Origin of the sequence: Eubacterium segne, assembly GCF_014287775.1 — a bacterium.
In the GTDB taxonomy this organism is placed as follows: Bacteria; Bacillota; Clostridia; order Lachnospirales; family Lachnospiraceae; genus Eubacterium_G; species Eubacterium_G segne.
In genome coordinates this window covers 39418-66022 of the sequence record NZ_JACOOZ010000007.1, presented here as the reverse complement: position 1 = coordinate 66022, position 26605 = coordinate 39418, and the positions used below count along the sequence as shown (strand labels likewise).

The following is a 26605-nucleotide window of genomic DNA, read 5'->3' as shown; positions in this document are numbered from 1 at the left end:
GCGGTTTTTAGCATATAAGACGTATAGGAAAGTGAGATAAATATGAAAGTAATATATAAAAAAATAATTGCATTTATCTGTGTGCTATCAATGATTGTATCAACTTTTGCAATGAATCCCGGTACTGTAAGTGCAGGTACTGATGAAGACGGATTCACTCAGCTTTCAACAACAAAAAACGTTGAACAGGCATTGGGAAAATGGTCAAAGATATATAAGGCAAGTACATGGGCACAGCCTACAGATGTATCCATAAAAGGAGAAGGAGCTTCTTTTGATGATTTAGCAATCAAAATTAACTCCTCAAATGGGGCTACAACAGGTGATGATAGGTGGGCAATACAGGTACACTATCCTGTGTCAGGACTTGACCCGGCAAAAACATATAAATGTACCATAAAGTACACATCAACAAAGGCAGGAAATATGTTATATAAACCTGATGGAATAGCAGGTAGGAATGATAATATTTATCCGGCAGTTGAAGGTGAAAACACTATAACAGATACAATTACGGGAGTGACAGGTTTTACGGCGGTGTTTGCATTATGTGGTATGCCGAATGGATGTATAGTGGATTTTACATCAATTTCAGTTGTAGAGGAAAGTGAAGAAACAACTACAGTTTCGGAACCGGTTACAACGCCGGAAATTAAAGACGGAACAGAATTGCTTAAGGACACGGAATTTGAGGAAGGCAATGTTACTCATTGGGATGAATATGGTGGAAATAAATACACTAATCAGGGCAATGGAAAGTTAAAAGTTGAAATTCCGGCTTATGAAAGTGGTGATAACTGGGCAACACAGTTAGTTCAGAAGAATATTCAGTTGTATGAAGGTAAATGGTATGTGGCGCAATTTAAAATCACTTCTGATGTGGATAAGTCATTTCAGCTTTTGATTCAGAGTGATGGAAACAATGGTGGTGACTGGACAGTATTTGCTAAGGAGGATGTTGATGTTTCGGCAGGGGAAACTAAAACAGTTCAGATACAGTTTCAGGCAAATCAGAGCACAGCAGCTAATGTATTGTACGGAATAATGATGGGTTACATTAATGGTGCCAGTAAAGCAGCCAATGTTACAATTGAGAATGTAAGCCTTAAGGTGTATAACGATGAACAGCAAATTAGCGGAACACAAACTGTTTTACTTGCCAGTGATGATGTTTCAGTATCAGGCTTTCAGATGAAAACTAACTGGTCTGAGGAAGATGAAAATCAGGGATTAGTGGGATTTAGAACAGTATGTAAGGCACCAAACATTGGCGGTAGAATTACAGTTGGAAAGGTTTCCTACACAGTTGCTAAATTTGGAACTCTTTATACAATAGAGCCGGACCAGGGTATTCCTGATGGAACATCCTTTACAGCTTCAGGAACATTATTAAAAAGTTACAATTTAAATGATGAAACAGCAGAAACTGTTAATCCTTTTACTCTTGCAGCTACAGCTACGGAAAATGCCATTAAGGAGAAGGACGATACATATTCATCATATGTACAGACAATGCAGGATACAATTGATAACCTTCACCCGGGAAATAAAATACATGTAAGAGCTTTTGTGGTAACAACAGGTGGAACAATAATTTACAGTACAAAATCTGTTTCTACATGTATTGCAAGGGTGGCATCATACATGTATCAAAAGAGTCTGGCATCTAATTACAGAGGCCATGAATATCTTTATAAAAGTATTCTAAACGTAGCACAGTTTGTTCCGGCAGAAAAGTATACGGGATATTTTACAACTAAAGGTAATCCATATTACAGAGATTCTAAGGTTGTGTATGGATGGAATGACAATCTGTATACACCGGATGGTGACGATTATATGAATATAAAACCGGATGTATTTTTGGGAAAAGACTATCTAAGTGCTACTACAGGCTATAGTGGTGATCCGGCTAGTGTAAATAAAAATACCAGAGGTGGGGTTATAAGCATTTCAGGTGTTAAATATGATAATGGTATTTCCACAAATGCCAATGGTTACTTTGAATATAGCGTTCCTAAGAATGCAAAATACTTTATGGGAATTGCAGGTATAGATGATAGTGTGGTAAGTGATGCTAACTATGGCAAGGCATCAGTTAAATGTGAAGTATCTTTTGACGGTTCTACTGCAATAACTACAGGTGTATTAACCTACGGAAAGTCACAATACATTAAAGTGGAAGTTCCACAGGGTGCCACTAAGGTGACAATTAAATTTAATGATGCAGGAGATGGAATCACCTGCGACAGAGCTTCCATGGGAAATGCCGGATGGTTGGTTGATAAAAACTATTAGGAGTAAACTACTAAATATACTAATTGGGTAAATACTCTTACAAATTTTGAAACAGCACTGAAAAATACATCTTCAGATGACGCTCTTAAATATATTGATACAGATTCCTTTGTGGATATGTATATAGTTAATGAGTTGTTTAAAACCGTGGATTTTGGCTATAGTTCAGTTAAATTCTATACGAAAAAGGATTCATCAGGAAATGAATGGATATGTTCTCAGTGGAATATAAACTAAAAAGTTAAAAAGAAAGCGCATTGGACTTTTACGAGGCCGGTGCGTTTTTTTGATTTAAAAAGCAAAAAAATAAAAATGTTTCCGACGAGTTGCCGCTGACCGAAGGGAGGGGGCGGTACATAGTATGATAGGAGAATGATATTATGAAACGTAATAAATATGAAACACCGGAAATTGTTGTCAATAGATTTGATGTTAATACAAGAACCATGGTAGATATAATTGATGGTGATGTTGTTACAAAATCAGATCAGGATTTGTCAATTCCGGAAGTTACCACATTACCTAACTTACCACATTCAGGTGGAGGAATGTAATAAACTAAAATATTTTAGTGATATATAATATATAACAGGCAATTAGATTACGCATCGATGTTTTTATTAATGTCGGTGCGCAATTTGTAAAAACAGGATTTATGAAAGGATAAAGTATGTTAAAGAAAGCGGGAAATATTTTTATTATATTAGCATTTATTGCTTTAGGTGGAATTATGGGAAATTGTGTAAAGGCAGAGGAAACCCTTATAAGCTCTAAAGTAGGAATAACCGGTTTTCAAATAAGAATGTCTAACAATACAGATGAGTTAAACATTGCTTTCAGGGTAGTGGGAAATGCACCGAACAAGGGAAGTATTATAACTTTAAATGGTGTGGATTACAAAGTAAAGGAATATTGATGATAAAGAAAATACATATTATGTGCGTACAATGGAAATGATGAATGATTTTGTGGCTAACAGTATTCATATAAGAACCTTTGTTACGGCAGAATATAATACCGATGGCGAAGCTAAAACAGCTATTATATACAGCGAAAACGTACGTTCCATATCAGTAGCACAAATAGCAAATTATTTCTATTTAAATAACATGGCAAATAATCAAAATCAGCATAATTACATATACAATAACATACTTCATAATACAGAAGTTTTAAGCAGGAAAAATCCTTATTATTTAAAGCAACCTGTGGAATATGGCTGGAATGGGGGAGTTGTAAATCCTTAAGGGGAAATAAGATTTTGGTTAAGAGTTATGTGTATGTTCAGGTGGGCTTAAGATTATATGGGCAAATCTTTATGAAAATTACCAGAAAATGTTTATGAAATCAATGATTTCCTGGCTCAATTCACTGATTACAGCCTGTGAAGTGTCGATTCCTACCGGGAATTTTTTATGAAATCAATGATTTCCTGGCTCAATTCACTGATTACAGCCTGTGAAGAAGCGACTTCTACCGGGAATTTTTCATGAAATCAATGATTTCCTGGCTCAATTCACTGATTACAGCCTGTGAAGAAGCGACTTCTACCGGGAATTTTTCATGAAATCAATGATTTCCTGGCTCAATTCACTGATTACAGCCTGTGAAGAAGCGACTTCTACCGGGAATTTTTCATGAAATCAATGATTTCCTGGCTCAATTCACTGATTACAGCCTGTGAGGCAGCAATTTCTACCGGGAATTTTTCATGAAATCAATGATTTCCTGGCTCAATTCACTGATTACAGCCTGTGAAGTATCGATTCCTACCGGGACATTTACGAAAAATCACTTTTTCCCGGTTTGCTGCATTATTTATTATGTGGGTGTTTTAATTGTTTGATATATATAATAAATTATATTACTATATGGTTGACAACCATCAAACTTTATCATAAAATAAAGTTTGATATATGAATAAAAAAGACTTTGATAGAGACAGTAATTTATCAGTAAAAATCAAAGAGAGTCCGTTGATGGTGAGAGCGGATATGAGTAGCTGATATATGAAAATCACTCTGGAGTTGCAACCCGAAGTATTTTCGTAGGCGTTGACGGTATCCTCCGTTAAAGGGAGCACATATAAAGGGTTATTCCGAGTATGCTGTTAAAGGTGGTTAAACGAAAATTACAGGCTTTCGTCCTTTGCAGGACGGAAGCCTTTTACGCGTTGGCAATGAGCCTTGCTCCACAGAATAAATAATCAAGGCATATGCTTGCATAATGCCCTGATTATTTATTCTGTGGAATAGGGCGAAGCCCGCGACGAAATAGACCGAAGGTCTATGAGTACGCAAGGCTCAATGCTGGAGAAACGAGGCGAAGCCCGCGGCGAAATAGACCGAAGGTCTATGAGTACGCAAGGCTCAATGCTGGAGAAACGAGGCAAAGCCCCAGGCGAAATAGACCGAAGGTCTATGAGTACGCAAGGCTCAATGCCGAAACCAAGCAAAGCTGACCATTACGGTCTTATGTAAAATAGAAATGAAAGGAGTACAAAATGTACAAGAAAGTATCAACCAATCTTAACTTTGTTGAGAGGGAGAAACAGACAGAGAAGTTCTGGAGAGATAATGACATTTTCAAGAAGAGTATGGATAGCCGTAAGGAAGGAGAAACATATACATTCTATGACGGACCTCCTACAGCTAACGGAAAACCACATATCGGTCACGTATTAACACGTGTTATTAAAGATATGATTCCACGTTACCAGACTATGAAGGGTCATATGGTACCACGAAAAGCCGGATGGGATACCCATGGATTGCCAGTAGAATTAGAAGTAGAAAAGAAACTTGGACTTAACGGAAAAGAACAGATTGAAGAATACGGAATGGAACCTTTCATTAAACAGTGTAAGGAATCCGTTTGGAAATATAAAGGCATGTGGGAAGACTTCTCAGGAACAGTTGGTTTCTGGGCAGATATGGATAACCCATATGTAACATATGATGACAATTTTATTGAGTCAGAATGGTGGGCTCTTAAAACTATCTGGGATAAAAAATTATTATATAAAGGATTTAAAATCGTTCCTTATTGTCCTAGATGTGGAACACCTCTTTCATCACAGGAAGTGGCACAGGGATATAAGAGTGTTAAGGAGCGTTCAGCAATAGTAAGGTTCAAGGTGGTAGGAGAGGATGCTTATTTCCTTGCATGGACAACAACACCTTGGACACTTCCATCTAACGTTGCATTGTGTGTAAACCCTAACGACACATATATTAAGGTTAAGGCTAATGACGGTTACACATATTATATTGCAGAAGCTTTAGCAGATAACGTACTTGGAAAATTAGCTACAGATGATGCACCGGCATACGAAGTTCTTGAAACTATGAAGGGTGCTGATTTAGAAAGAAAAGAATACGAGCCATTATATGATTGCGCTAAGCAGGTGGCAGACAAGCAGAGAAAGAAAGGCTTCTATGTAACATGTGACACATACGTTACAATGAGTGATGGTACAGGAATTGTTCATATTGCACCGGCATTTGGTGAGGATGATGCCAATGTAGGACGTAAATACGAACTGCCATTTGTACAGTTTGTAAATGATAAGGGTGAAATGACAGAAGAGACACCTTTTGCAGGTCTGTTTGTTAAAAAAGCAGACCCTGAGGTTTTAAAAGACCTTGATGCTAAGGGACAGCTTTTTGATGCACCTAAATTTGAACATGATTATCCACACTGTTGGAGATGTGATACACCACTTATTTACTATGCAAGAGAATCATGGTTTATTAAGATGACAGCAGTTAAAGATGATTTAGTTGCAAATAATAATACAGTTAACTGGATTCCAAAATCAATTGGAGAAGGACGTTTTGGAAACTGGCTTGAAAATGTTCAGGATTGGGGTATTTCAAGAAACCGTTATTGGGGTACACCACTTAATATTTGGGAATGCTGTGACTGCGGATGTCAGGAATCAATTGGTAGCAGGGCAGAGTTAGCAGAAAAAAGTGGAAATCCGGATGACGCAAAGGTTGAACTTCACAGACCATATATAGATAAGGTTACTTTTAAGTGTAAAGAATGTGGCGGCACAATGAAGAGAGTACCGGAAGTTATTGACTGTTGGTTTGACAGTGGTGCAATGCCATTTGCACAGCATCATTATCCGTTTGAAAATAAGGAATTATTTGAACAGCAGTTCCCGGCAGACTTTATTTCAGAGGCTGTAGACCAGACAAGAGGATGGTTCTATTCACTTATGGCAGAGTCAACATTGTTATTTAACAAGGCTCCATACAAAAACGTAATTGTTTTAGGACATGTTCAGGATGAAAACGGTCAGAAGATGAGTAAGTCAAAAGGGAACGCAGTTGATCCTTTTGAGGCATTAGAAAAATATGGCGCAGATGCAATCAGATGGTACTTCTACATTAATTCAGCACCATGGCTTCCAAACAGATTCCATGGTAAGGCAGTGGAAGAAGGACAGCGTAAATTTATGGGTACACTTTGGAACACATATGCATTCTATGTATTATACGCAGAAATTGATCAATTTGACCCAACTAAGTACACTCTTGATTACGATAAATTATCAGTAATGGATAAGTGGTTATTGTCAAAGATGAATTCTATGGTTAAGGCTGTAGATGACAATCTTGGAAATTACAGAATCCCTGAGGCTGCAAGAGCACTAGACGATTTTGTTGATGAAATGTCAAACTGGTATGTAAGACGTTCAAGAGAAAGATTCTGGGCAAAGGATATGCCACAGGATAAGATTAATGCTTACATGACACTTTATACAGCTTTAGTTACTGTGGCAAAGGCAGCAGCACCTATGATTCCGTTTATGACAGAGGATATTTACCAGAACTTAGTTAGAAGCGTGGATAAGAGTGCTAAAGAATCAATTCATCTTTGTGACTTCCCGAAGGTTAATGAAGCTCACATTGACAAAGAATTAGAAGAAAACATGGAAAGAGTTCTTAAGATAGTAGTTCTTGGACGTGCCTGCAGAAATAAATCAAATATCAAAAACAGACAGCCTATTGGAAAGATGTTTGTAAAGGCAGGATTTGAATTACCTGAATTCTTTAAGGAAATAATTACAGAAGAATTGAATATAAAAGAAGTAGAGTTTACTGAGGATGTAAGAGCGTTTACATCTTACTCATTTAAACCACAGCTTAGAACAGTAGGACCTAAATACGGTAAATTCTTAGGGAAGATTAAGGAAGCATTGGCAAACCTTGACGGAAATGCAGCAATGGATAAAATAAATGCCGGTGAACCGTTGACCTTTGATTTTGACGGAAATGAAGTGGTTCTTGAGAAAGAGGATTTACTTATAGATATGGCACAGGTTGAAGGCTACGTTTCAGAAAGTGATGGCAATGTAACAGTAGTTCTTGACACAAATCTTTCAGAAGAGCTTATTGAAGAAGGCTTTGTAAGAGAAGTTATCAGTAAGATTCAGACAATGCGTAAGGAAGCCGGATTTGAAGTAATGGATAAGATTATAGTGAATGTAGATAAAAATGCTAAAATTGAGGACATTATTAACAACAATCTTGACGAAATTAAATTAGAAGTGTTGGCAGAAAAGGTAGAATTTGGTAAAATGAGTGGGTATAGTAAAGAGTGGAATATCAACGGTGAAAACGTAAGTTTAGGCGTTGAGAAGATCTCTTAAATAAAAGAGCAGTAAATTGTTTATAATTAAGGGGGACGGTGTATAAAGCATACCGTTCCCCTAATTGGAAATGGAGAGAAAATGGCAAGTAAGAATTTAGTTAGTAAAGAGGAAGAATTCAAGTCAGAGTTTAAGCGTAGAGTTAAGGATGAGGCAAAAATGCTCTATCGTAAGACTTTAGACGAAGTAAGTGACAGACATAAGTTTGTATGTGTTGCTTACGCAGTAAAGGATATTGTAATTGACCAGTGGATTGCTACACAGAAGGCATATGATAAAGCGGATGGGAGAACACTTTATTACCTTTCTATGGAGTTCCTCATGGGAAGAGCATTGGGCAATATGATAATCAATTTATCAAGCAGAAATGAAATTAAGGAAGCAATTGAGGAATTAGGACTTGACCTTAATGTTATTGAGGATCAGGAACCTGATGCGGCTCTTGGAAACGGTGGTCTTGGAAGACTTGCAGCATGTTTCCTTGACAGCCTTGCTACACTTAATTATCCGGCATATGGATGTGGAATCAGATATAAATACGGAATGTTCCAGCAGAAGATTGAAGATGGATTCCAGAAGGAAATTCCGGAGGATTGGTTAAGACATATTAATCCGTTAGAAATTAAACGTGAAGAATATGCATGTGAAGTAAGATTTGGTGGTCACGTTAATATTGAATACAGGGATGGAAGAAACTTCTTTGTTCAGGAAGGATATCAGGCAGTAATGGCTGTTCCTTACGATATGCCTATAGTTGGATATGGAAATAATGTAGTAAATACCCTTAGAATATGGGATGCAGAGCCTGTTGTACATTTTAACCTTGAAGAGTTTGACAAGGGTGCATATATGGCAGCAGTTGAGCAGGAAAATCTGGCAAAGACAATTACAGAAGTTCTTTATCCTAATGACAATCATTATGCAGGAAAAGAACTTAGACTTAAACAGCAGTATTTCTTTGTTTCTGCTTCACTTCAGACAGCAATTAAGAAATATTTGAAAAATCATGATGATATAAAGAAATTACATGAAAAAGTAGTTTTCCAGATGAACGATACACATCCGACTCTTACAGTAGCAGAACTTATGAGACTGTTAATGGATGAATATTATTTAGGATGGGATGACGCATGGGAAGTTACAACAAAGTGCGTAGCTTATACTAACCATACAATTATGAGCGAAGCTCTTGAAAAGTGGCCAATTGAATTGTTCTCAAGACTTCTTCCAAGATGTTACCAGATTATTGAGGAAATCAATAGGAGATTCTGTCAGGAAATTGAGCAGAAGTATCCTGGAAATCACGAAAAGGTTGCAAAGATGGCTATTATTTATGATGGTCAGGTTAAAATGGCACATCTTGCTATTTGTGCAGGTTATTCAGTAAACGGTGTTGCAAAGCTTCATACTGAAATTCTTAAAAAGCAGGAGCTTAAAGATTTCTATGAAATGATGCCGGAGAAGTTTAATAACAAAACAAACGGAATCACTCAGAGAAGATTTTTACTTCATGCAAATCCACTTTTAGCTGACTGGGTTACAAATAAGGTGGGAGATGACTGGATAACAGACCTTCCAAAGATTAAGGGAATTGAAATTTATGCTGATGATAAAAAGGCACAGGCAGAGTTTATGAATATTAAATATCAGAATAAATTACGTCTGGCTAAATATATTAAACAGCATAACGGAATTGAAGTAGACCCGAGATCAATATTTGACGTACAGGTTAAGAGACTTCACGAATATAAACGTCAGTTACTTAATATTTTGCATGTTATGTATTTGTACAATCAGATTAAAGATCATCCGGAAATGGAATTCTATCCAAGAACATTTATTTTCGGAGCTAAAGCAGCAGCAGGATACAAGATTGCAAAACTTACAATTAAATTAATAAACAGTGTTGCTGATGTTATTAATAATGATGCATCAATCAACGGAAAAATTAAGGTTGTATTTATTGAAAATTACCGTGTATCAAATGCAGAAATTATATTTGCAGCATCTGATGTCAGCGAACAGATTTCTACTGCATCTAAAGAAGCTTCAGGAACAGGTAATATGAAGTTTATGTTAAACGGTGCTTTAACATTGGGAACAATGGATGGAGCTAATGTGGAAATTGTTGAAGAAGTTGGTGCAGAGAATGCATTTATTTTCGGTATGTCATCTGATGAAGTTATTAGTTATGAAAATAACGGCGGATATGATCCAATGGAAATTTTCAATTCAGATATGGATATTAGAAGAGTGCTTATGCAGTTAATTAACGGCTTCTATTCACCACAGAATCCTGAATTGTTCAGACCTATTTACAATTCACTTCTTACAAAAGAAGAGACAGGTGTTGCTGACAGATACTTCATCTTAAAGGATTTCCGTTCTTATGCAGAAGCACAGAAGAAGGTAGAAGAAGCTTACAGAAACGAAGAAGGCTGGGCTAAATCAGCTATACTTAATGTTGCAAATGTAGGCAAGTTTACATCTGACAGAACAATTGAAGAATATGTTGATGATATATGGCATCTTCAAAAAGTTGAAGTAAAGATGGACTAATTGAATATATGAAATTATAAAAAAAGATATATGCAGTGTTTAAGGGCTGCATATATCTTTTTTTGTGAGCTAAGGCAGGTTGAGGAGATGCTACATACTGGGGCAAATGTGTTATGAGAGGCTTACCTGCCGGTTTCTGTTGATTTTAAGTGAAATAAGGATAATTACAGGATTCTAGATTTTGTAAATGTGAAAAGAAATTAAGATATGCTCCTAAGGGCAGTATTTATGCTATTGAAAATAAAAATACATATCAGTATTATTGGCAAAGAGAGGACGGAACCCGACAATATATTAATAAAAGTAATAAGGACATAATTCCGAAGCTTGTTCAGAAAGAATATGAAAAAAGGGTATGGACAATTATTCAAAATAATCGGAATTGTATAGAGAATATGCTAAACAAATATGAGTTTAAAGAGACAATGAAGGCGTATGAAGATATTTCTCACAAGAAAAAAATGTTTATAACCCCTTATGTATTATCAGATAAAGAATATGCTGTTACATGGCAACAGGAGCAGAATGAATTAAAAGAACAAAACATGAGTAAAGTAAGTGAAAAGTATATTTTAATTGGTGGAGATAATGCAATAATAACTGAAAAAGGGGAGGCGGTTCGCTCAAAGTCTGAAAAGATAATTGCTGATAAATTATATATGAAGAAAATACCATATGTTTACGAGCAACCCTTGTATTTAAAGGGATATGGATATGTGGTGCCGGATTTCAAAATACTCAATGTAAGAACAAAAAAAGAATATTATCTGGAGCATTTTGGAATGATGGATGATTATGAATATGCGAAAAATGCAATAAAGAAAATAGAATGTTTTCAGAAAAATGAGATATATCCCGGGGAAAAACTGCTGATAACCTTAGAGGCATCAGATTCACCGCTCAATATGATTATTTTAGAAAAAATGGTAAATAAGTATCTTTTGTAATGTAATATGTACACGTCTTTTTTGACATTATTACAAATATATTATAAAGAACACATATATGGGAGAAAAAAGATTAAAGTAAAAAATAAATATGTAATTTTGTATGGAACCTTAGTTATATTATTTCCGGTGATACTTACAATGCTTTTAGGCAGGATTAATAGCAAACCGGAAAATGATAATAATATAGTTTTGTCAGGTAAGTATGTAATCTTATCTGATGATACAGTTACAAAAAAAATAGATGTAGAATATTTTATTCCCTGTGTATTAATGGCGCAGTTACCTATTGACAGCCCTCAGGAGCTATTAAAGGCACAGGCGGTGGTAATAAGAACATATATTATAAATAAAATGGGAAAGAAGGACTCAATAAATGCAAAGGAATTGTCCTTACCTTATATAAGCTATGGAAAGCTGAGGGAGATGTGGTTTGCTAAATATAAAAAGAATAATTTGAGAAATATAAGGGGAATATTATGTAACATATCAGGAATGGGAAAAAGCATACCCTACAGGGAAAATACACAATACTTATATGGAATTATTAAAAAAACAAATGGCATGGTGTTAAAAAGTAATGGTGAGATAATACTTCCTCTATTTCATCAAACCAGTAACGGACAAACCAGAAGTGGCAGTGAAGTTCTGGGAAAAAAATATGAATACTTAAAAAGAGAAAAATGCGGGAATGATATTCAGCAGGAAAATTACATAGGAATAAAATATTTTGAAACCGGGGAGTTTGGAAATGTGCTTAAGGAACAGGGAATTATAGCCTATAAAGATAAGAAGGAAATTTTTGTGGACAAAAATGTTAGTACAAAGGAGCTGTTAGGGCTTATTGATATTAGCAACAGGGACAAAAGCGGCTATGTGAAAATTGTAAAAATCGGAGATACGGTTGTGGAAGGAGGTGTTTTTGCAAAGGCTCTGGGATTGCAATCCACTGACATGACTATTGAAGAATATGAAAAGGGGATAAGAATTACCACAAAAGGTGTAGGTCATGGCTTTGGAATGAGTCTTACATATGGTGCAGGCCTTGCAGGGGAAGGAAAAACCTGGAAGGAGATTTTGGAAAGGTTTTATGATGCTTCTATAGTGGAAAATTAAAATTAATTGCATAAATTTGTAATATAGCGGTCATACTATCAATGAGGTGATGAGTATGGATAAGAAATTTATTGCAGCAATCGTTGTCTGCGTGATGGCATTAACAGTAGTGGCCACAGGAACATATTTTATAGGACAGAAAGGTCAGAGAAATGTCGTTAATTTAAAAAAAGCAGAAAACGTTGCAACTACTGCAGATGATAAAAATGTAGAAGCAGCACAGAATGTAGTTGAAGAAACAACAACAGAAGGGGACCGTGTGGCAGATTTAGAAAGCTACTTTGGAACGGTAAAAAATGACACTAATGTAGCAGATGCAAATAAGGTAGTAGACGAAAACACTGAATCAAATGCCAAAGGTGATGATTATATGTATGGCTTGTCAGAAGCTGCTGCAGCACAAATAAAATCTCTTAAATTTGACAAAAACAGTAAGTTGTTGTGGCCGGTAGAGGGAAGCATATTAATCCCTTATGATATGGAAAGCACTGTATATTATTCAACATTAAATGAATACAAGTGTAATCCGGGCATTGTAATCCAAAGTGCTAAGGGTACTGCAATTAAAGCGGCAGCAGCCGGAGTTATTACTGCTATTGATGAAGATGACGAGTTGGGAGTATGCATAAATCAGGCAATTGGTAATGGGTATATTGCAACCTATGGACAGATAGTAAATCCTGAGGTGGCAGCCGGAGATTATGTTGAGGCAGGTCAGACAATTGCTTATGTTAATTCTCCTACAAGATATTACACAAAAGAAGGAGACAATGTCTACTTTGGAATAGCTAAAGATGGTGAAACTGTTGACCCGTTAAATTTTATTAATTATGAAGATTAACAGTAACACTTAACTAAAAACTGAATAGAATAAGATTATGAAAAGTCTATTGGCTGTATTTATAGGGTGCAGCAGGCAATAAGGTATTTACCTGTTGCTTTAAATAGATTTGGCTGTCATAGATGCAAAAAAGCAAATATGGCAGCTTTTTTCTATTGCCTAAAGTTTGCCAAATTAATTAAAATGAATTACAATTATTCTGTTACGGATTATTAATGTACGGAGGATGAACATGGGAAAATATATTATGGCATTAGACCAGGGAACCACTAGCTCAAGAACTATTTTATTTGATAAAAAAGGCAGAATTATAGCCCAGGCAAATAAAGAATTTGAACAGATTTTTCCTAATCCCGGCTGGGTTGAGCACAATCCTGAGGAAATATGGATGACACAGCTTCTCACCATGGAAGAGGTAATGAAGGAATCAGGGGCCACAGGAGAGGATATAGAGGCCATAGGAATAACGAATCAGCGTGAAACCACAGTGGTTTGGGACAAAGATACAGGAAAACCTATATATAATGCAATTGTATGGCAGTGCAGAAGAACGGCAGATATAGTTGATGATTTAATAGCTAAAGGCTATAAGGACGAAATAAGAAAAAAAACAGGTTTAGTGCCTGATGCATATTTTTCAGGAACAAAAATTAAATGGATACTAGACAACGTTAAGGGAGCAAAGGTTAAGGCGCAAAAAGGGCAGCTCTTATTTGGAACAATTGATTCATGGCTTATGTGGAAATTAAGCGGCGGTGAAATTCATGCTACAGATTACACCAATGCAGGAAGAACCATGATTTTTAACATAAAACAGTTAAAGTGGGATGAAGATTTGCTAAAAATTCTTGATATTCCCCAAAATATGTTACCGGAGGTAAAGCCTTCCAGCGGAGTCTTCGGATATACTAAAGAGGATATTTTGGGCAAAAAAATTCCTATAAGCGGTGTGGCAGGAGACCAGCAGGCAGCACTTTTCGGACAGGGGTGCTTTAACAGGGGAGATGTAAAAAATACATATGGGACAGGATGCTTTTTGTTAATGAATACGGGCAATACTCCGGTAGAGTCAAAAAACGGTTTGATTACTACCATTGCCGCATCTACAGATAAGGCAGAGTACGCTTTAGAAGGCAGTGTGTTTGTGGCAGGTGCATCCATTCAGTGGTTAAGGGACCAAATGCGAATGATTGACAATGCATCAGACAGTGAGGATGTGGCTTCAAAGGTTTCAGATTCAGGAGGAGTGTATGTAGTTCCGGCATTTACCGGTATGGGAGCTCCATATTGGAAACAGGAAGCAAGAGGAACGGTAGTGGGAATAACAAGAGGCACTAAAAGGGAGCATTTTGTAAGGGCAACCCTGGAATCTCTTGCATACCAGACATATGATGTATTAAAGGCAATGGAACAGGATTTCGGAGATGAAATAACCTCCATAAAGGTTGACGGTGGAGCCTGTGCAAACAATCTTTTAATGCAGTTTCAGTCAGACATTACAGGAAAGACCGTTGCAAGACCTAAAGTAATAGAAACTACAGCCCTTGGTGCGGCATATCTTGCAGGACTTGCTACAGGATATTGGAGTAGTAAGGCGGAGATAGTGGAGAATATGGAAATTGACAGAAGATTCCAGAGAAAAATGGATGAAAATATTGTGGAAAAGAAAATTGCAGGATGGAAAAAGGCTGTAGACTGTGCTATTTTCTACGCAGAATCTTAAAACTGATAATATAATTTTTGCATAAATTGGGCATATTAATAATACCATTCACTGCTATAATGTATTTTGATGTGGAAGAATTTTATACATTAAAAGAGGAGGCTATTATGTATTCAGAAATTACAAAGCAGGCAGAAAATATTGCCAATGAAATTATAGAAAAGGCAAAATTAAAAAAAGGACAGATTCTTGTGGTGGGATGCTCCTCTAGTGAAGTTTGTGGTGACAAAATAGGAAGCAATTCTAATTTGGAAGTTGCCAAGGCATTGTTTAAAGGATTGTACAGTGTGCTGGAAGAAAAGGGAATATACTTAGCAGCACAGTGTTGTGAACATCTTAACAGGGCAATAGTAGTGGAGAGAGAAGCAGTTCCTTTTGCAGAAATTGTTAACGTTGTGCCACAGCCAAAGGCAGGTGGTTCTTTTGGAACTACGGCGTATAAGACATTTAAGAATCCTGTTGTGGTGGAAGAAATAAAGGCTGATGCAGGAATTGATATTGGCGGCACTCTTATAGGAATGCATTTAAAGAAGGTTGCAGTTCCGGTACGTCTGGAAAACAATAAGTTAGGAGAAGCCCTGGTTTTGGCAGCAAGAGTAAGACCAAAATATATTGGCGGTGAAAGAGCTGTTTATGATGACAAATTAATGTAGAAATATAAAAAATATATTTTTCCGGGAGTTAATAATATCATATTTAAAAAGAGTGATGTAATCCGAATAACACGGGCTACATCATTTTTTATTGTGCGGACTTTAGACATAGAAAAAGACTCTGTCTGATTACAGTCAAAGTCTTTTTTTCTATCATTGCAATGCCTTATACAACCTGGGCATTTTTATATTATCACAATTATTTACTTTATATTTCGCTATATCCGTAGCCGTTTACTAAGGCATCAACAGACTGACCGGCTTTACACATAGGGCAGTCATGGGATGGATATGCCTCATAGTTTGGAATATCCTCAGCTCTGAACAAAGCATCGATTCTGTGTCCGTCAATGGAATCTACAGCACTGAAAATGGCGGATATCCCCTGAAGAATACCACCGTAATATTCAATACATTCAATACTGGTTCTTACTGTTTTGCCGGTAGTGGCAGAAGCTAAAAGAAGCAGTACATTTTTTCCGTAAATTTCAGGCTTTAAATTATCCCTGAAAATCATCTGACCGTTGGCATTAAACTCAGGAGTAACCACATAAATAGTCTTGTGGGCGTTCATGGATAATACTCCGGAACGGCTTAGTTCACTGGCAAGAAATGCACCTATGACTTCGCAATTGTCAAGGCATACAATAGTATCGATAGGTTTTCCCATAACATTGTAGTAATCCTTTAGAGCAATGGCGATACGTTCAGCCTCGTTCTGACGGGTTTTCATGGTAGTCATATCCAGATAATAATTTAAGTGTGAATGTGTAGTAACAAAATGACCGTTAATTACCTTAATGGCAATATTTCTGTCTTTTCTGGCATAATATTTAACAATCTTGTTTTTAATCATAGAATTGTCCTCCCTGCTTGTAAATATTTAGTTTTATTCCGACCATAACTATAAGGATATTATACATACAAGAGAAGCTTTTTTCAATGAAAAAAATACTGAAATGAGAAAATTCCACTTCAGTATTTTATATAATCTGTATTAAATAATTTTATTTGCTTGCAATGTTTTTCTTTTCCCTAAAAGCCATAATCTTAGTTATTATAAAGGCAATGAAAATAAGTATAAGCTCTGCCACAGTTGCCCATAATCTTGAAATAATAGATACGATTACAACGTAGCTGTTAGGCATTATAAGAGCAAGTCCAACAGCAATGATACCTTCTCTTACCCCAAGACCTGAAACAGTGAAAATGGCGAGAATACCGATTATTGCAGACAATCCATAAATTCCACCACAGTAAAGGGCTTCACTGATTGGAACCGGATAAATGGAATAAACAAGCATGTAAAATCCCATTCCCACTATGAGCCAGTTACCAATAAATAAAACAACAACCTTAATCATCTGAAGATATGTCATTGGAATTTCCATATCATCCTTCTTAATGGCTTTTCCAAGGATTCTTAAAAAGAAGTTAATAATCTTTGGATTAATACAGATAAAGAAAACAACAATAAGAGCAACAACTGCCCACATGTAATCCTTTAAAACTGCATTAGGGAAAAAGAACAGAGATATAAGAAAGAGAAAAGCAGCTCCTAAGAGAGTGCATATGTTTTCAAGGAAAAAGCATATAGTAACTTTTCTCATTTTAACTCCGGCTTTTTCGTATGCCGGAATACGTGCAGCTAACATAAAGACCTTCCCCGGAATGTATTTCCCAAGAATGGAGTAAAGATAGCTGACTACCGCATCCTTATATTTAATAGATGAATCATTTAAATAAGTTATATAATGCCACAGTGACGCAAGAGTTATCTTGTAAATAAAATAGAAAATCATTGACAGGGCAAAAACACCCCAGTTCATTTTAAAATCAAGCTTCTTAATGTCATCAATGTTTGTGGCAAAATATTTTGCAAGAAAAATCACTACAAGAATAAGGAAAACAATTTTACTTATTTTGAGAATTTTATCTTTGTTATTTTTAAAATATTGTTTCATTATAATCTCCTAAAAACTAAGAAGTACCCTTATAAAGCACATATAGTAGTAAATAAACCAGGTTGGTTTTTTAGCAAGCTTATCGTAGTGCTTTTCTGAATACTTTTTGTTCTTTTCTGCAAGACGGAAGGCAAGCCTGTGATTCCATTTACATTTATCAGAGGTATCAAGTGCGGCATTCATCTTAGCCTTAGCAGCATTAAACTTAAATACTAAAGCACGTTTCTGGCTTCTTACCATATCTCTGTCGCTAATATGCTCTGCATAAATGTCACCGTCTTTAATGGCACGTTCAAGAAAATCATAAGCCTTCTGAGTTCTGATAACACAGCTTGTGTGTTTAATAGGATTGCCCTTCATTTCTTTAAGCCAAATATCACCAAAGCTTATATCACTGGAATTAGCATAGTGATCCTGACAGTACATACAACTGTCTTTTTCAAAAAAGTAGGCATTTTTGTAAGCACAAATAGTTTTTGAATATGAAAACTGCTTTTCGCTGCCGTCTTTGTATATAACACTTGAGGTACCACGCCAATGTCCACGTCTGTAATAAAGACGGGTAGCATCCTCAGATGGAATGCCTGACTTCTCCATGGAAAGAGTAGTAGCTTTTGGTGAGTGGGTACCACTGCAATATAATCCAAGTTTAAGAACAACCTTCTCTCTTAAAGCATCGTCCTTTTTTAGTATGGCATCTAATCCACGAAGCATACAAGGTGTCATAACAACCGCAACTTTTCCGTTAAAATTCTTTATTACATCAATATGTTTTAGAAGAGGAATAGTCATGTAAACAGAAGATGAAGCATCGCGTATTTCTTCTTCTGTAGTTGCAACATAAGTCTTGTATGATAATTCACCGTTTACAAAATCAGTTTTAGTTACCCATGCACCATCAATGTCTCCGTGCTTTAACAGATTACAAAGTAATGATGTAACCATACCGCCGGAAGCTGCATTGGCTCTGATTCCCTCATTGGTTCCATATCCCTTCTTACATCCTATATGAGGACCGATATATTTATCAGGGTTTTTAAAATCCAGAAGTTTAGCTTTTTTGTAAGGCTTTGCCATAATTTCGTCAATGATTTCGCTAATGTATTTAATATTATTTCTTGAACTTGCAAGAACACTGTCAAGATTTTTGTCAAGCTTTTTACGAATATCATCTTCTGCTGAAACAAAGTCGTTAAAGCTTTTTTCAAGCTCTGACAATTCCAATTTAGAAAAGTCAATGGCGTACTGACCCAGCTCAAACATATCAAGAACTTCCTGATATTTATGACTCCAGCCAATAAGAAGTACAGGAACCTTCTGCTCAAGGGAACCAATCATGGCATGGAATCTTGAAGCTACCAGAAAACGGCATTTTCCGATATATGCCCTGATTTCTTCTGCATCCATTTCCTTGTGATACCAGCGAACCTTATCCTTGTCAGCTACATCAGCATAAATGGCATCTCCCACCATCAGGTCATTGTTTCTTGACTTTTCACTGTTAACTCTTGCAGCATTGGCAATTAGAACAACATTATATCCTTTAGAATTTAACCAGTTAATAAAAGAAACCATGGTATCCTTGTAGGCAATTCCCATTTTTGTACATTTCTTCTCCACAACTGAACTAATGGAAAGCCCCACAACATTGTCATTGTAAAAAGAATCTTCACTGCAAACCCTGTTTACTTCCTCATTCCAATATGGACTGTCTTCCATGGAAAAAGCTCCGTCGGCGCAGAGCTTTACATTATCCTTAACGCCGATGCCCATAAGGTTATCATAGGTTTTCTGACCACGGGCACAGATAAGTTTTAACTTTGGCAAAATCCATTTAGCAAGAAATTTGTTATATGGATTTTTGAAAGTACCAAGAGCCTGTGAATATTTAACAACGGGAGTTCCTACAAGCATAGGAACAGCGGCACATACAAAAGCGTATGTGTTCATTACAAATCCACGGCTGTCTACAAAAGAAATACCTGCTTCGTCTACAACCAAATCGGTTTTTAAGTAAGTTTTTATTATTTTATTTTTTGCAATAAGTTTTTTTATAGGAGGACACCATTTTAAAAGCTTATATAAAACGGCCAAAGGAAAAGCTATAAATAGAAGCTGTTCCGGTTTGGTAGAAGTTATATTAATAAAGTCGTAAGGCAACTGCTTTTTGTCCTCGCCCGGATACACAGACATAAGATTAATGTTAAGTCTGTCGCCGTAAATATCATGCAACTGCTTTATTGAACTTTGAAGCATTGCGGCAGCTCCCTTGTTACCACTGTATGAAGCTGCAGTAATGCCGATAAAAACGTCTCTCATTTATTTCTGCTCCTGTTTGTCTTTTTCAGAATCATAATCTAATTTACGTACATGATACTGTACATCCTCAAGAATCTTTCGGTTAGCGGCAATGTTGTCAGCCTGAAGTGCAATAATAAATGTCTGAACACCCATAAGAATGAATGTGCTTGCTAATATAAGCGACTGGATGTGACCATTTCCACTTCCCATAAACATATATACAAGGAATCTTATTCCAAGGGTAACACCTAAAAGAAAAAGGATTCCACCTATAATTCCAAAGAACTTAAGAGGCTTGTACATCATAAATGATCTTACAATAGTAACAGTGGAACGCTTAACGTAACCAAACATACTACTGAATAATCTTGATTTTCTAAGTTCAGGGTTAGTTCTGATAGGAACAGATGTCATTGCCATCTTTGTTCTTCCTGCCTGAACAATAGTCTCTAAAGTATATGTGTATTCATTTACAACATTAAGTCTCATAGCAGCTTCACGGCTGTATGCCCTAAATCCGCTAGGAGCATCAGGAATATCTGAATGAGATGCAACTCTTACAGTCCAGCTTCCTAAATGCTGAAGTTTTTTCTTTAAAGGTGAGAAATGTGCCGTGTTATCAATAGGACGTTCACCTATTACAATGTCAGCTTTTTCGTCTAAGATAGGACGAACAAGTTTCTCAATATCATCTCCGCAATACTGATTATCAGCATCAGTGTTTACAATAATATCTGCACCATTTCTAAGACATGCATCAAGTCCTGCCATAAATCCCTTAGCCAGACCTTTATTCTGTTTGAAGTTTACTACATAGTTTACTCCCCAGTTCTTTGCAACTTCTACAGTATTATCCGCACTGCCGTCATTGATAATTAAGTATTCTATTGTGTCAATACCGTCGATGTGTTTAGGCAAATCATTTAAAGCGATTTCCAAAGTTTCTGCCTCGTTATAACAAGGCACCTGAATAATAAGTTTCATTGTTTTCTCCTTATTAATAGTTTCTTTTATCCATAATCACATAGATAGAGTTAGTATAAGTCCCGTGACGAAAAATGTCAATGTAACAAATTTTTAATTATGATGTGAATATGCTACTAATTATTATTAACTTCTTTCTAATTAAAATTGACATTTGATTAGATATTTTTTAAGATATAAGTTAAGTGTAAAAATTATGCCTTTTTGTGTGGAGGGCATAGTACAAGGAGGTAATGATGGCTAATATCATTTCAGATGAAACAATTGAGTATGTTGGAATTTTGGCAAAGCTGGAATTGTCTGACGAAGAAAAGGAAAAAGCAAAAGCAGATATGGGAAAAATGCTTGACTATATTGATAAGTTAAATGAATTAGATACAAGCAGTGTTGAGCCTATGAGTCATGTTTTTCCTGTTAGCAATGTATTCAGGGAAGACGTTGTAACAAATGGCGATGACAGGGACAATATATTAAAGAATGCACCGGAAGAAAGAGATGGTGCTTTTGTAGTTCCAAAAACTTTTGAAGAATAATAGTTTTTATAAACATTAGGAGATTTGTATATGAGTTTAATGAGTTTAACAGCTGTTGAACTGGGAAAGAAGATTAAGAGCGGCGAAGTTAAGGTTAAAGATGCGGTTCTTGATGCATTCGCCCAGATTGAAGCAGTGGAGGAAAACATTAACAGTTATGTTACTGTTTTAAATAAGGAAGAGATTTTAAAAAAAACAGAAGAAGTGCAGAAAAAGATTGATGCAGGAAAACTTACATCACCTCTTGCAGGTGTACCTGTGGCAATAAAGGATAATATGTGTACAGAGAATGTTTTAACTACATGTAGTTCAAAGATTCTTTCAAATTTTTATCCCACATATACGGCAGAAGCGGTTTTGAAGTTAGAAGAAGCCGGTGCCATTATAATAGGAAAGACTAACATGGATGAATTTGCCATGGGAAGTACAACGGAAACATCCTATTATGGAGTAACAAAGAATCCATTTAATACGGAACATGTTCCGGGAGGTTCTTCAGGTGGTTCCTGTGCGGCAGTTGCAGCAGAGGAATGTTCATATGCTTTAGGTTCAGACACCGGTGGTTCCATAAGACAGCCAAGTTCTTTCTGTGGAGTAACAGGTATTAAGCCAACATACGGAACAGTTTCCCGTTACGGACTTATTGCCTATGGTTCATCTCTTGACCAGATTGGACCGGTAGCAAAGGATGTTACTGACTGTGCTACCATTCTTGAAACAATAGCAGGATATGATTCAAAGGATTCTACATCAGTTAAAAGAGAAAAATATGATTTTACATCAGCCCTTGTTGATGATGTGGCGGGAATGAAGATTGGTATTCCGAAGGATTACTTTGGAGAAGGTCTTGATAAAGAAGTTAAAGAAAGCATAATGAATGCCGTAAAGGTATTAGAAGAAAAAGGTGCCATAGTTGAAGAGTTTGATTTAAGTCTGGTTGAATATGCCATTCCTGCATATTATGTTATTGCGGCAGCAGAGGCAAGCTCAAACCTTGCAAGATTTGACGGAGTAAAATATGGCTATAGAACTAAGGAATATAACGGTCTTCACAATATGTACAAAAAAACACGTTCTGAAGGATTTGGTGAGGAAGTAAAAAGAAGAATAATGCTTGGCTCATTTGTTTTAAGTTCAGGATATTATGATGCATATTACTTAAAGGCACTTAGAACAAAAGCCTTAATAAAGAAAGCTTTTGATGAGGCGTTTGCTAAGTATGATGTGATTATCGGACCGGCGGCACCTACTACAGCACCAAAGTTAGGGGATAGTTTGTCAGACCCGATTAAAATGTACCTTGGAGATATATATACTATTTCCGTCAACTTAGCAGGTCTTCCGGGAATCTCGGTTCCTTGCGGCATGGATAGTAAGGGACTTCCAATTGGAATGCAGATTATTGGAGACTGCTTTAAGGAAAATAATATAATAAGAGCAGCATATGCATTTGAACAGTCAAGAGACTACAACAGATGTGATATTGCCAAAGAAAGAGATTAGGAGGGAGCAAAATGAAAGCATACGAGACAGTCATTGGACTTGAAGTTCATGTAGAGTTAGCAACGAAAACAAAAATATTCTGCTCCTGTTCAACGGAATTTGGAGGAGCACCAAATACACATACATGCCCTGTTTGTACAGGTATGCCGGGTTCACTCCCTGTTTTAAATAAGCAGGTGGTTGAGTACGCAATGGCAGTAGGACTTGCTACAAATTGTGACATTACAAGAAACGGAAAATTTGACAGAAAGAATTATTTCTACCCGGACAATCCACAAAACTATCAGATTTCCCAGTTGTACAAGCCTATTTGTACTAACGGATACGTTGAAATCAAAGGTGATAATGGAGAAACTAAGCAGGTTAGGATACATGAAATTCATATGGAGGAAGATGCGGGAAAATTAATTCATGACGATTTTTACGATTGCTCATTAGTGGATTTAAACCGTTCAGGTGTGCCTCTTATTGAAATTGTATCTGAACCGGATATGAGAAGTGCAGATGAGGTTGTTGCTTATCTTGAAAAGCTTCGCCTGATTATTCAGTATCTTGGAGCATCTGACTGTAAGCTTAATGAAGGTTCCATGAGAGCTGATGTAAACTTATCAGTCAGAGAGGTTGGAGCTAAGGAATTTGGTACAAGAACTGAAATGAAGAACCTTAACTCATTTAAGGCAATTGCCCGTGCCATTGAAAATGAAACGGAAAGACAAATTGATTTAATTGAAGCAGGTGAGAAGGTTATTCAGGAAACAAGAAGATGGGATGATACAAAGGAGTATTCCTACGCAATGCGTTCGAAGGAAGATGCTCAGGATTACAGATATTTCCCTGACCCTGATTTAGTTCCTGTAATTATCAGTGAAGAGTGGCTTCAGGAAGTAAAATCCCGCGAGCCTGAATTTAGGGACGAAAAAATGGCAAGATATGTGGAAGAGTTTGAACTTCCTGAATATGATGCGGATATTATCACATTGTATAAGCCTTTAGCTGATTTATTTGAAGAAACAGTTGCCCTTGGCAACAAGCCTAAAGAAGTAAGTAACTGGATTATGGGCGAAACAATGAGACTTTGCAAGGAGGAAGGCATTGATCCTGACCAGATAAAGTTCTCAGCAGCAAATCTCTCAAAGCTTATTAAGCTTATTGAAGATAGTGTTATCAACAGAGGCGCTGCAAAAGAAGTTTTTGAAGAAATGTTTAAGACAGACGTTGATCCTGAAAAGTACGTGGAAGAACATGGCATGAAGCAGGATAACGACGAGGATGCTTTAAGAGAAATAGTAAAGAAAGTTATTGAGGAAAATCCAAAGGCAGTGGAAGATGTACGCTCCGGAAAAGGTAAGGCAATTGGTGCTTTAGTAGGTCAGACTATGAAGGCAACTCAGGGTAAGGCAAATCCGGCAGTGGTAAATAAATTATTAAAGGAACTTTTATAATTAAGACAGCAAATTAAATAGAGGAATAGGGAAAGGGTGTTCTGGTAATAGGTGTTTTGGATTGAACCCATGCCAGGGACAATTTAAAAAATCTATAGGAATTTTAAATTGTATCATTCCCGGATGACTATAAAAGAATTAAGTTCAAAACATAAAAGGGTTAAGTTCTGCGATTAGGCAGGATTTGATCCTTTTTTTGTTTATAGTTATGGGCAAGACAATTAACCAGGAAAATAGCAATTTTATAGTTAAATCCCGGTAGAAATTCATATTTTATTTATTATGTAGTAGCCCGGTACACCTCACTAGAGTTAATTTCAGCTACAATAGTAGCCCGGTACACCTCACTAGAGTTAATTTCAACTATTACAGAACCCTCACATCAAGCATTACTTTTGTATTTCCCTTGCATCTTCCACGCATCTTCCACTTCAAAAGCGCTTCAAAAACACGCATCTTACGCATGCATCTTCACCTTCAAAATCAGTATTGATTTTCTTTCACCTTAGAATTATAATGTATGCGTGGTGTCAAAGCCGCAACTGAAAAATATTTTAGACTTATGAAGGAGAAAGGTGAAAAATAAATAGATTTATTTTCATTCTTCTCTTTTATTTTTTGAGGGAGAAAATAATGGAACAGAGAGATGTTAGTATGACTTGGGAACCGGATAAGCCTCATGAAGAATGTGGAGTGTTCGGTATTTATGATTTTGATGGCAATGATGTTGCTTCCACTATTTACTATGGATTATTTGCACTCCAGCACAGAGGACAGGAAAGCTGTGGTATTGCAGTATCAGACACCAAAGGCCCGAGAAAAGTAGACCTGTTAAAAGGAATGGGACTTGTAAATGAAGTTTTTGACCAGAATAATATTAGCAGTCTAAAGGGAAATATAGGCGTGGGACATTGCAGATATTCCACAGCAGGTGACAGCATTCCAGGTAATGCACAGCCATTGGTACTTAACTATGTAAAGGGTACATTGATGCTTGCCCATAACGGAAATCTTATTAATGCCAATGAACTTCGTGAAGAATTAGCATATACAGGAGCTATTTTTCAAACAACCATCGATTCAGAAGTTATTGCTTATCTTATAGCAAGAGAAAGAATCAAAACCAAAACAGCTGAGCAGGCAGTAGTAAATGCAATGAAAAAACTTAAAGGTGCCTATGCTTTAGTTGTATCCAGCCCTAGAAAATTAATTGGTGCAAGAGACCCATATGGATTTAAACCCCTTTGCATTGGAAAAAGAGATAACGCTTACATTCTTGCGTCAGAAACCTGTGCCCTTGATACTATTGGTGCAGAATTTGTAAGAGACGTTGAACCGGGAGAGGTAGTAACCATAGACGAAAAAGGAATACGTTCTGACAAGTCTATGTGTCTTAAACCGGATGAACAGGCAAGATGTGTTTTTGAATATATATATTTTTCAAGACCGGATACATATATTGATGGCGTAAATGTTTACGACTCAAGAATTATGGCAGGTAAGTTCTTGGCAATGGACAGTCCGGTGGATGCAGACATAGTAGTTGGTGTTCCGGAATCAGGAAATGCTGCAGCAATGGGATACGCAATGCAGTCAGGAATACCTTATGGAACAGCATTTGTTAAAAACAGTTATGTGGGACGTACATTTATTAAGCCACAGCAAAAAAGCAGGGAGTCAAGTGTACGTGTTAAATTAAATGTGTTAAAGGAAGTAGTAAAAGGCAAGAGAGTTATTATGATTGATGACTCAATTGTAAGAGGAACTACAAGTGACAGAATTGTGCAGATGGTAAGAGATGCAGGAGCTACAGAGGTTCATATGCGTATCAGTTCACCGCCATTTATCAGTGAATGTTACTTTGGAACAGATATTCCATCTAAGGATCAGCTTATTGCAAATCATAGAACCATAGATGAAATAAGAGATGTAATCGGTTGTGACAGCCTTGGTTATTTAAAGGTTGAACGATTAGAGGAACTGTCCGGAGGACAGGCTATATGTAAAGGTTGCTTTACGGGAGAATATCCGTTAGAACCGCCTACTGAAGATATTAGAGGCGTATATCAGAAATAACAG

19 protein-coding genes, 1 pseudogene and 1 other annotated feature are annotated in these 26605 nt (G+C 36.5%); of the genes and pseudogenes, 16 read left to right on the top strand and 4 right to left on the bottom strand.

What is annotated here, in order from left to right; translation table 11 throughout:
- Positions 1-42 precede the first annotated feature (42 nt).
- From H8S00_RS10230 to H8S00_RS10175, 12 genes and pseudogenes are all read left to right on the top strand, one after another.
- Positions 43-2298, top strand: coding sequence for an NPCBM/NEW2 domain-containing protein (locus tag H8S00_RS10230; protein WP_118589891.1), 2256 nt, complete (start codon positions 43-45; stop codon positions 2296-2298).
- Between the two features lie 39 nt (positions 2299-2337).
- Positions 2338-2535, top strand: a pseudogene (locus H8S00_RS10225) (CotH kinase family protein); the annotation flags it as partial.
- Positions 2536-2678: 143 nt separating this feature from the next.
- Positions 2679-2852 carry a hypothetical protein gene (locus H8S00_RS10220; RefSeq protein WP_021951900.1) on the top strand — a complete coding sequence of 58 codons (174 nt, stop codon included), beginning with the start codon at positions 2679-2681 and terminating at the stop codon, positions 2850-2852.
- A gap of 116 nt (positions 2853-2968) precedes the next feature.
- Positions 2969-3214, top strand: a complete 246-nt coding sequence (locus H8S00_RS10215; RefSeq protein WP_186840510.1) for a hypothetical protein — start codon at positions 2969-2971, stop codon at positions 3212-3214.
- 31 nt (positions 3215-3245) lie between these two features.
- On the top strand, positions 3246-3545 hold the full coding sequence (locus tag H8S00_RS10210; protein WP_186840509.1) for a hypothetical protein: 300 nt from the start codon (positions 3246-3248) through the stop codon (positions 3543-3545).
- A 676-nt stretch (positions 3546-4221) separates the two neighbouring features.
- Positions 4222-4450 (top strand) — a binding site (T-box leader).
- Positions 4451-4801: 351 nt separating this feature from the next.
- Complete coding sequence (gene ileS, locus H8S00_RS10205; RefSeq protein WP_021952138.1) at positions 4802-7960, top strand: isoleucine--tRNA ligase; 3159 nt, start codon at positions 4802-4804, stop codon at positions 7958-7960.
- Between the two features lie 81 nt (positions 7961-8041).
- Positions 8042-10519 (top strand): glycogen/starch/alpha-glucan phosphorylase, encoded by a 2478-nt coding sequence (locus H8S00_RS10200; RefSeq protein WP_118589889.1) that lies wholly within the window; start codon positions 8042-8044, stop codon positions 10517-10519.
- A gap of 425 nt (positions 10520-10944) precedes the next feature.
- On the top strand, positions 10945-11466 hold the full coding sequence (locus H8S00_RS10195) for a hypothetical protein (RefSeq protein ID WP_118589887.1): 522 nt from the start codon (positions 10945-10947) through the stop codon (positions 11464-11466).
- A gap of 129 nt (positions 11467-11595) precedes the next feature.
- Positions 11596-12582: a SpoIID/LytB domain-containing protein gene (locus H8S00_RS10190; protein ID WP_186840508.1), complete on the top strand. Its 987-nt coding sequence runs from the start codon at positions 11596-11598 to the stop codon at positions 12580-12582.
- A gap of 55 nt (positions 12583-12637) precedes the next feature.
- Positions 12638-13423: a peptidoglycan DD-metalloendopeptidase family protein gene (locus H8S00_RS10185; RefSeq protein ID WP_021952134.1), complete on the top strand. Its 786-nt coding sequence runs from the start codon at positions 12638-12640 to the stop codon at positions 13421-13423.
- Between the two features lie 232 nt (positions 13424-13655).
- A complete protein-coding gene (glpK, locus tag H8S00_RS10180) occupies positions 13656-15146 on the top strand; it encodes a glycerol kinase GlpK (RefSeq protein WP_118589883.1) in 1491 nt (496 codons plus the stop codon).
- Positions 15147-15253: 107 nt separating this feature from the next.
- Entirely contained in the window at positions 15254-15799 is a 546-nt protein-coding gene (locus H8S00_RS10175; protein ID WP_021952132.1) for a TIGR01440 family protein, read from the top strand.
- A gap of 208 nt (positions 15800-16007) precedes the next feature.
- Here the strand turns inward: H8S00_RS10175 and H8S00_RS10170 are convergent, their stop codons facing one another.
- The 4 genes from H8S00_RS10170 to H8S00_RS10155 all read right to left on the bottom strand — a co-directional run bounded on the left by H8S00_RS10170 (position 16008) and on the right by H8S00_RS10155 (position 21048).
- Positions 16008-16655 (bottom strand): phosphoribosyltransferase, encoded by a 648-nt coding sequence (locus H8S00_RS10170; protein ID WP_021952131.1) that lies wholly within the window; start codon positions 16653-16655, stop codon positions 16008-16010.
- A 151-nt stretch (positions 16656-16806) separates the two neighbouring features.
- The gene (locus tag H8S00_RS10165) at positions 16807-17763 is read right to left on the bottom strand and encodes a lysylphosphatidylglycerol synthase domain-containing protein (protein ID WP_021952130.1); all 957 of its coding nucleotides are present in this window, start codon (positions 17761-17763) and stop codon (positions 16807-16809) included.
- A 9-nt stretch (positions 17764-17772) separates the two neighbouring features.
- Positions 17773-20082: a polysaccharide pyruvyl transferase family protein gene (locus H8S00_RS10160; protein WP_118589881.1), complete on the bottom strand. Its 2310-nt coding sequence runs from the start codon at positions 20080-20082 to the stop codon at positions 17773-17775.
- Positions 20083-21048 (bottom strand): glycosyltransferase family 2 protein, encoded by a 966-nt coding sequence (locus tag H8S00_RS10155; protein WP_118589879.1) that lies wholly within the window; start codon positions 21046-21048, stop codon positions 20083-20085.
- 236 nt (positions 21049-21284) lie between these two features.
- Between H8S00_RS10155 and gatC the strand changes: the two genes are divergently transcribed.
- The 4 genes from gatC to purF all read left to right on the top strand — a co-directional run bounded on the left by gatC (position 21285) and on the right by purF (position 26602).
- A complete protein-coding gene (gene gatC / locus H8S00_RS10150; RefSeq protein WP_021952127.1) occupies positions 21285-21581 on the top strand; it encodes an Asp-tRNA(Asn)/Glu-tRNA(Gln) amidotransferase subunit GatC in 297 nt (98 codons plus the stop codon).
- 30 nt (positions 21582-21611) lie between these two features.
- On the top strand, positions 21612-23084 hold the full coding sequence (gatA, locus tag H8S00_RS10145) for an Asp-tRNA(Asn)/Glu-tRNA(Gln) amidotransferase subunit GatA (protein WP_118589877.1): 1473 nt from the start codon (positions 21612-21614) through the stop codon (positions 23082-23084).
- Positions 23085-23095: 11 nt separating this feature from the next.
- Complete coding sequence (gene gatB / locus H8S00_RS10140; protein ID WP_021952125.1) at positions 23096-24526, top strand: Asp-tRNA(Asn)/Glu-tRNA(Gln) amidotransferase subunit GatB; 1431 nt, start codon at positions 23096-23098, stop codon at positions 24524-24526.
- A gap of 633 nt (positions 24527-25159) precedes the next feature.
- The gene (purF, locus tag H8S00_RS10135) at positions 25160-26602 is read left to right on the top strand and encodes an amidophosphoribosyltransferase (protein ID WP_347497913.1); all 1443 of its coding nucleotides are present in this window, start codon (positions 25160-25162) and stop codon (positions 26600-26602) included.
- The last annotated feature ends 3 nt before the right edge of the window (positions 26603-26605 follow it).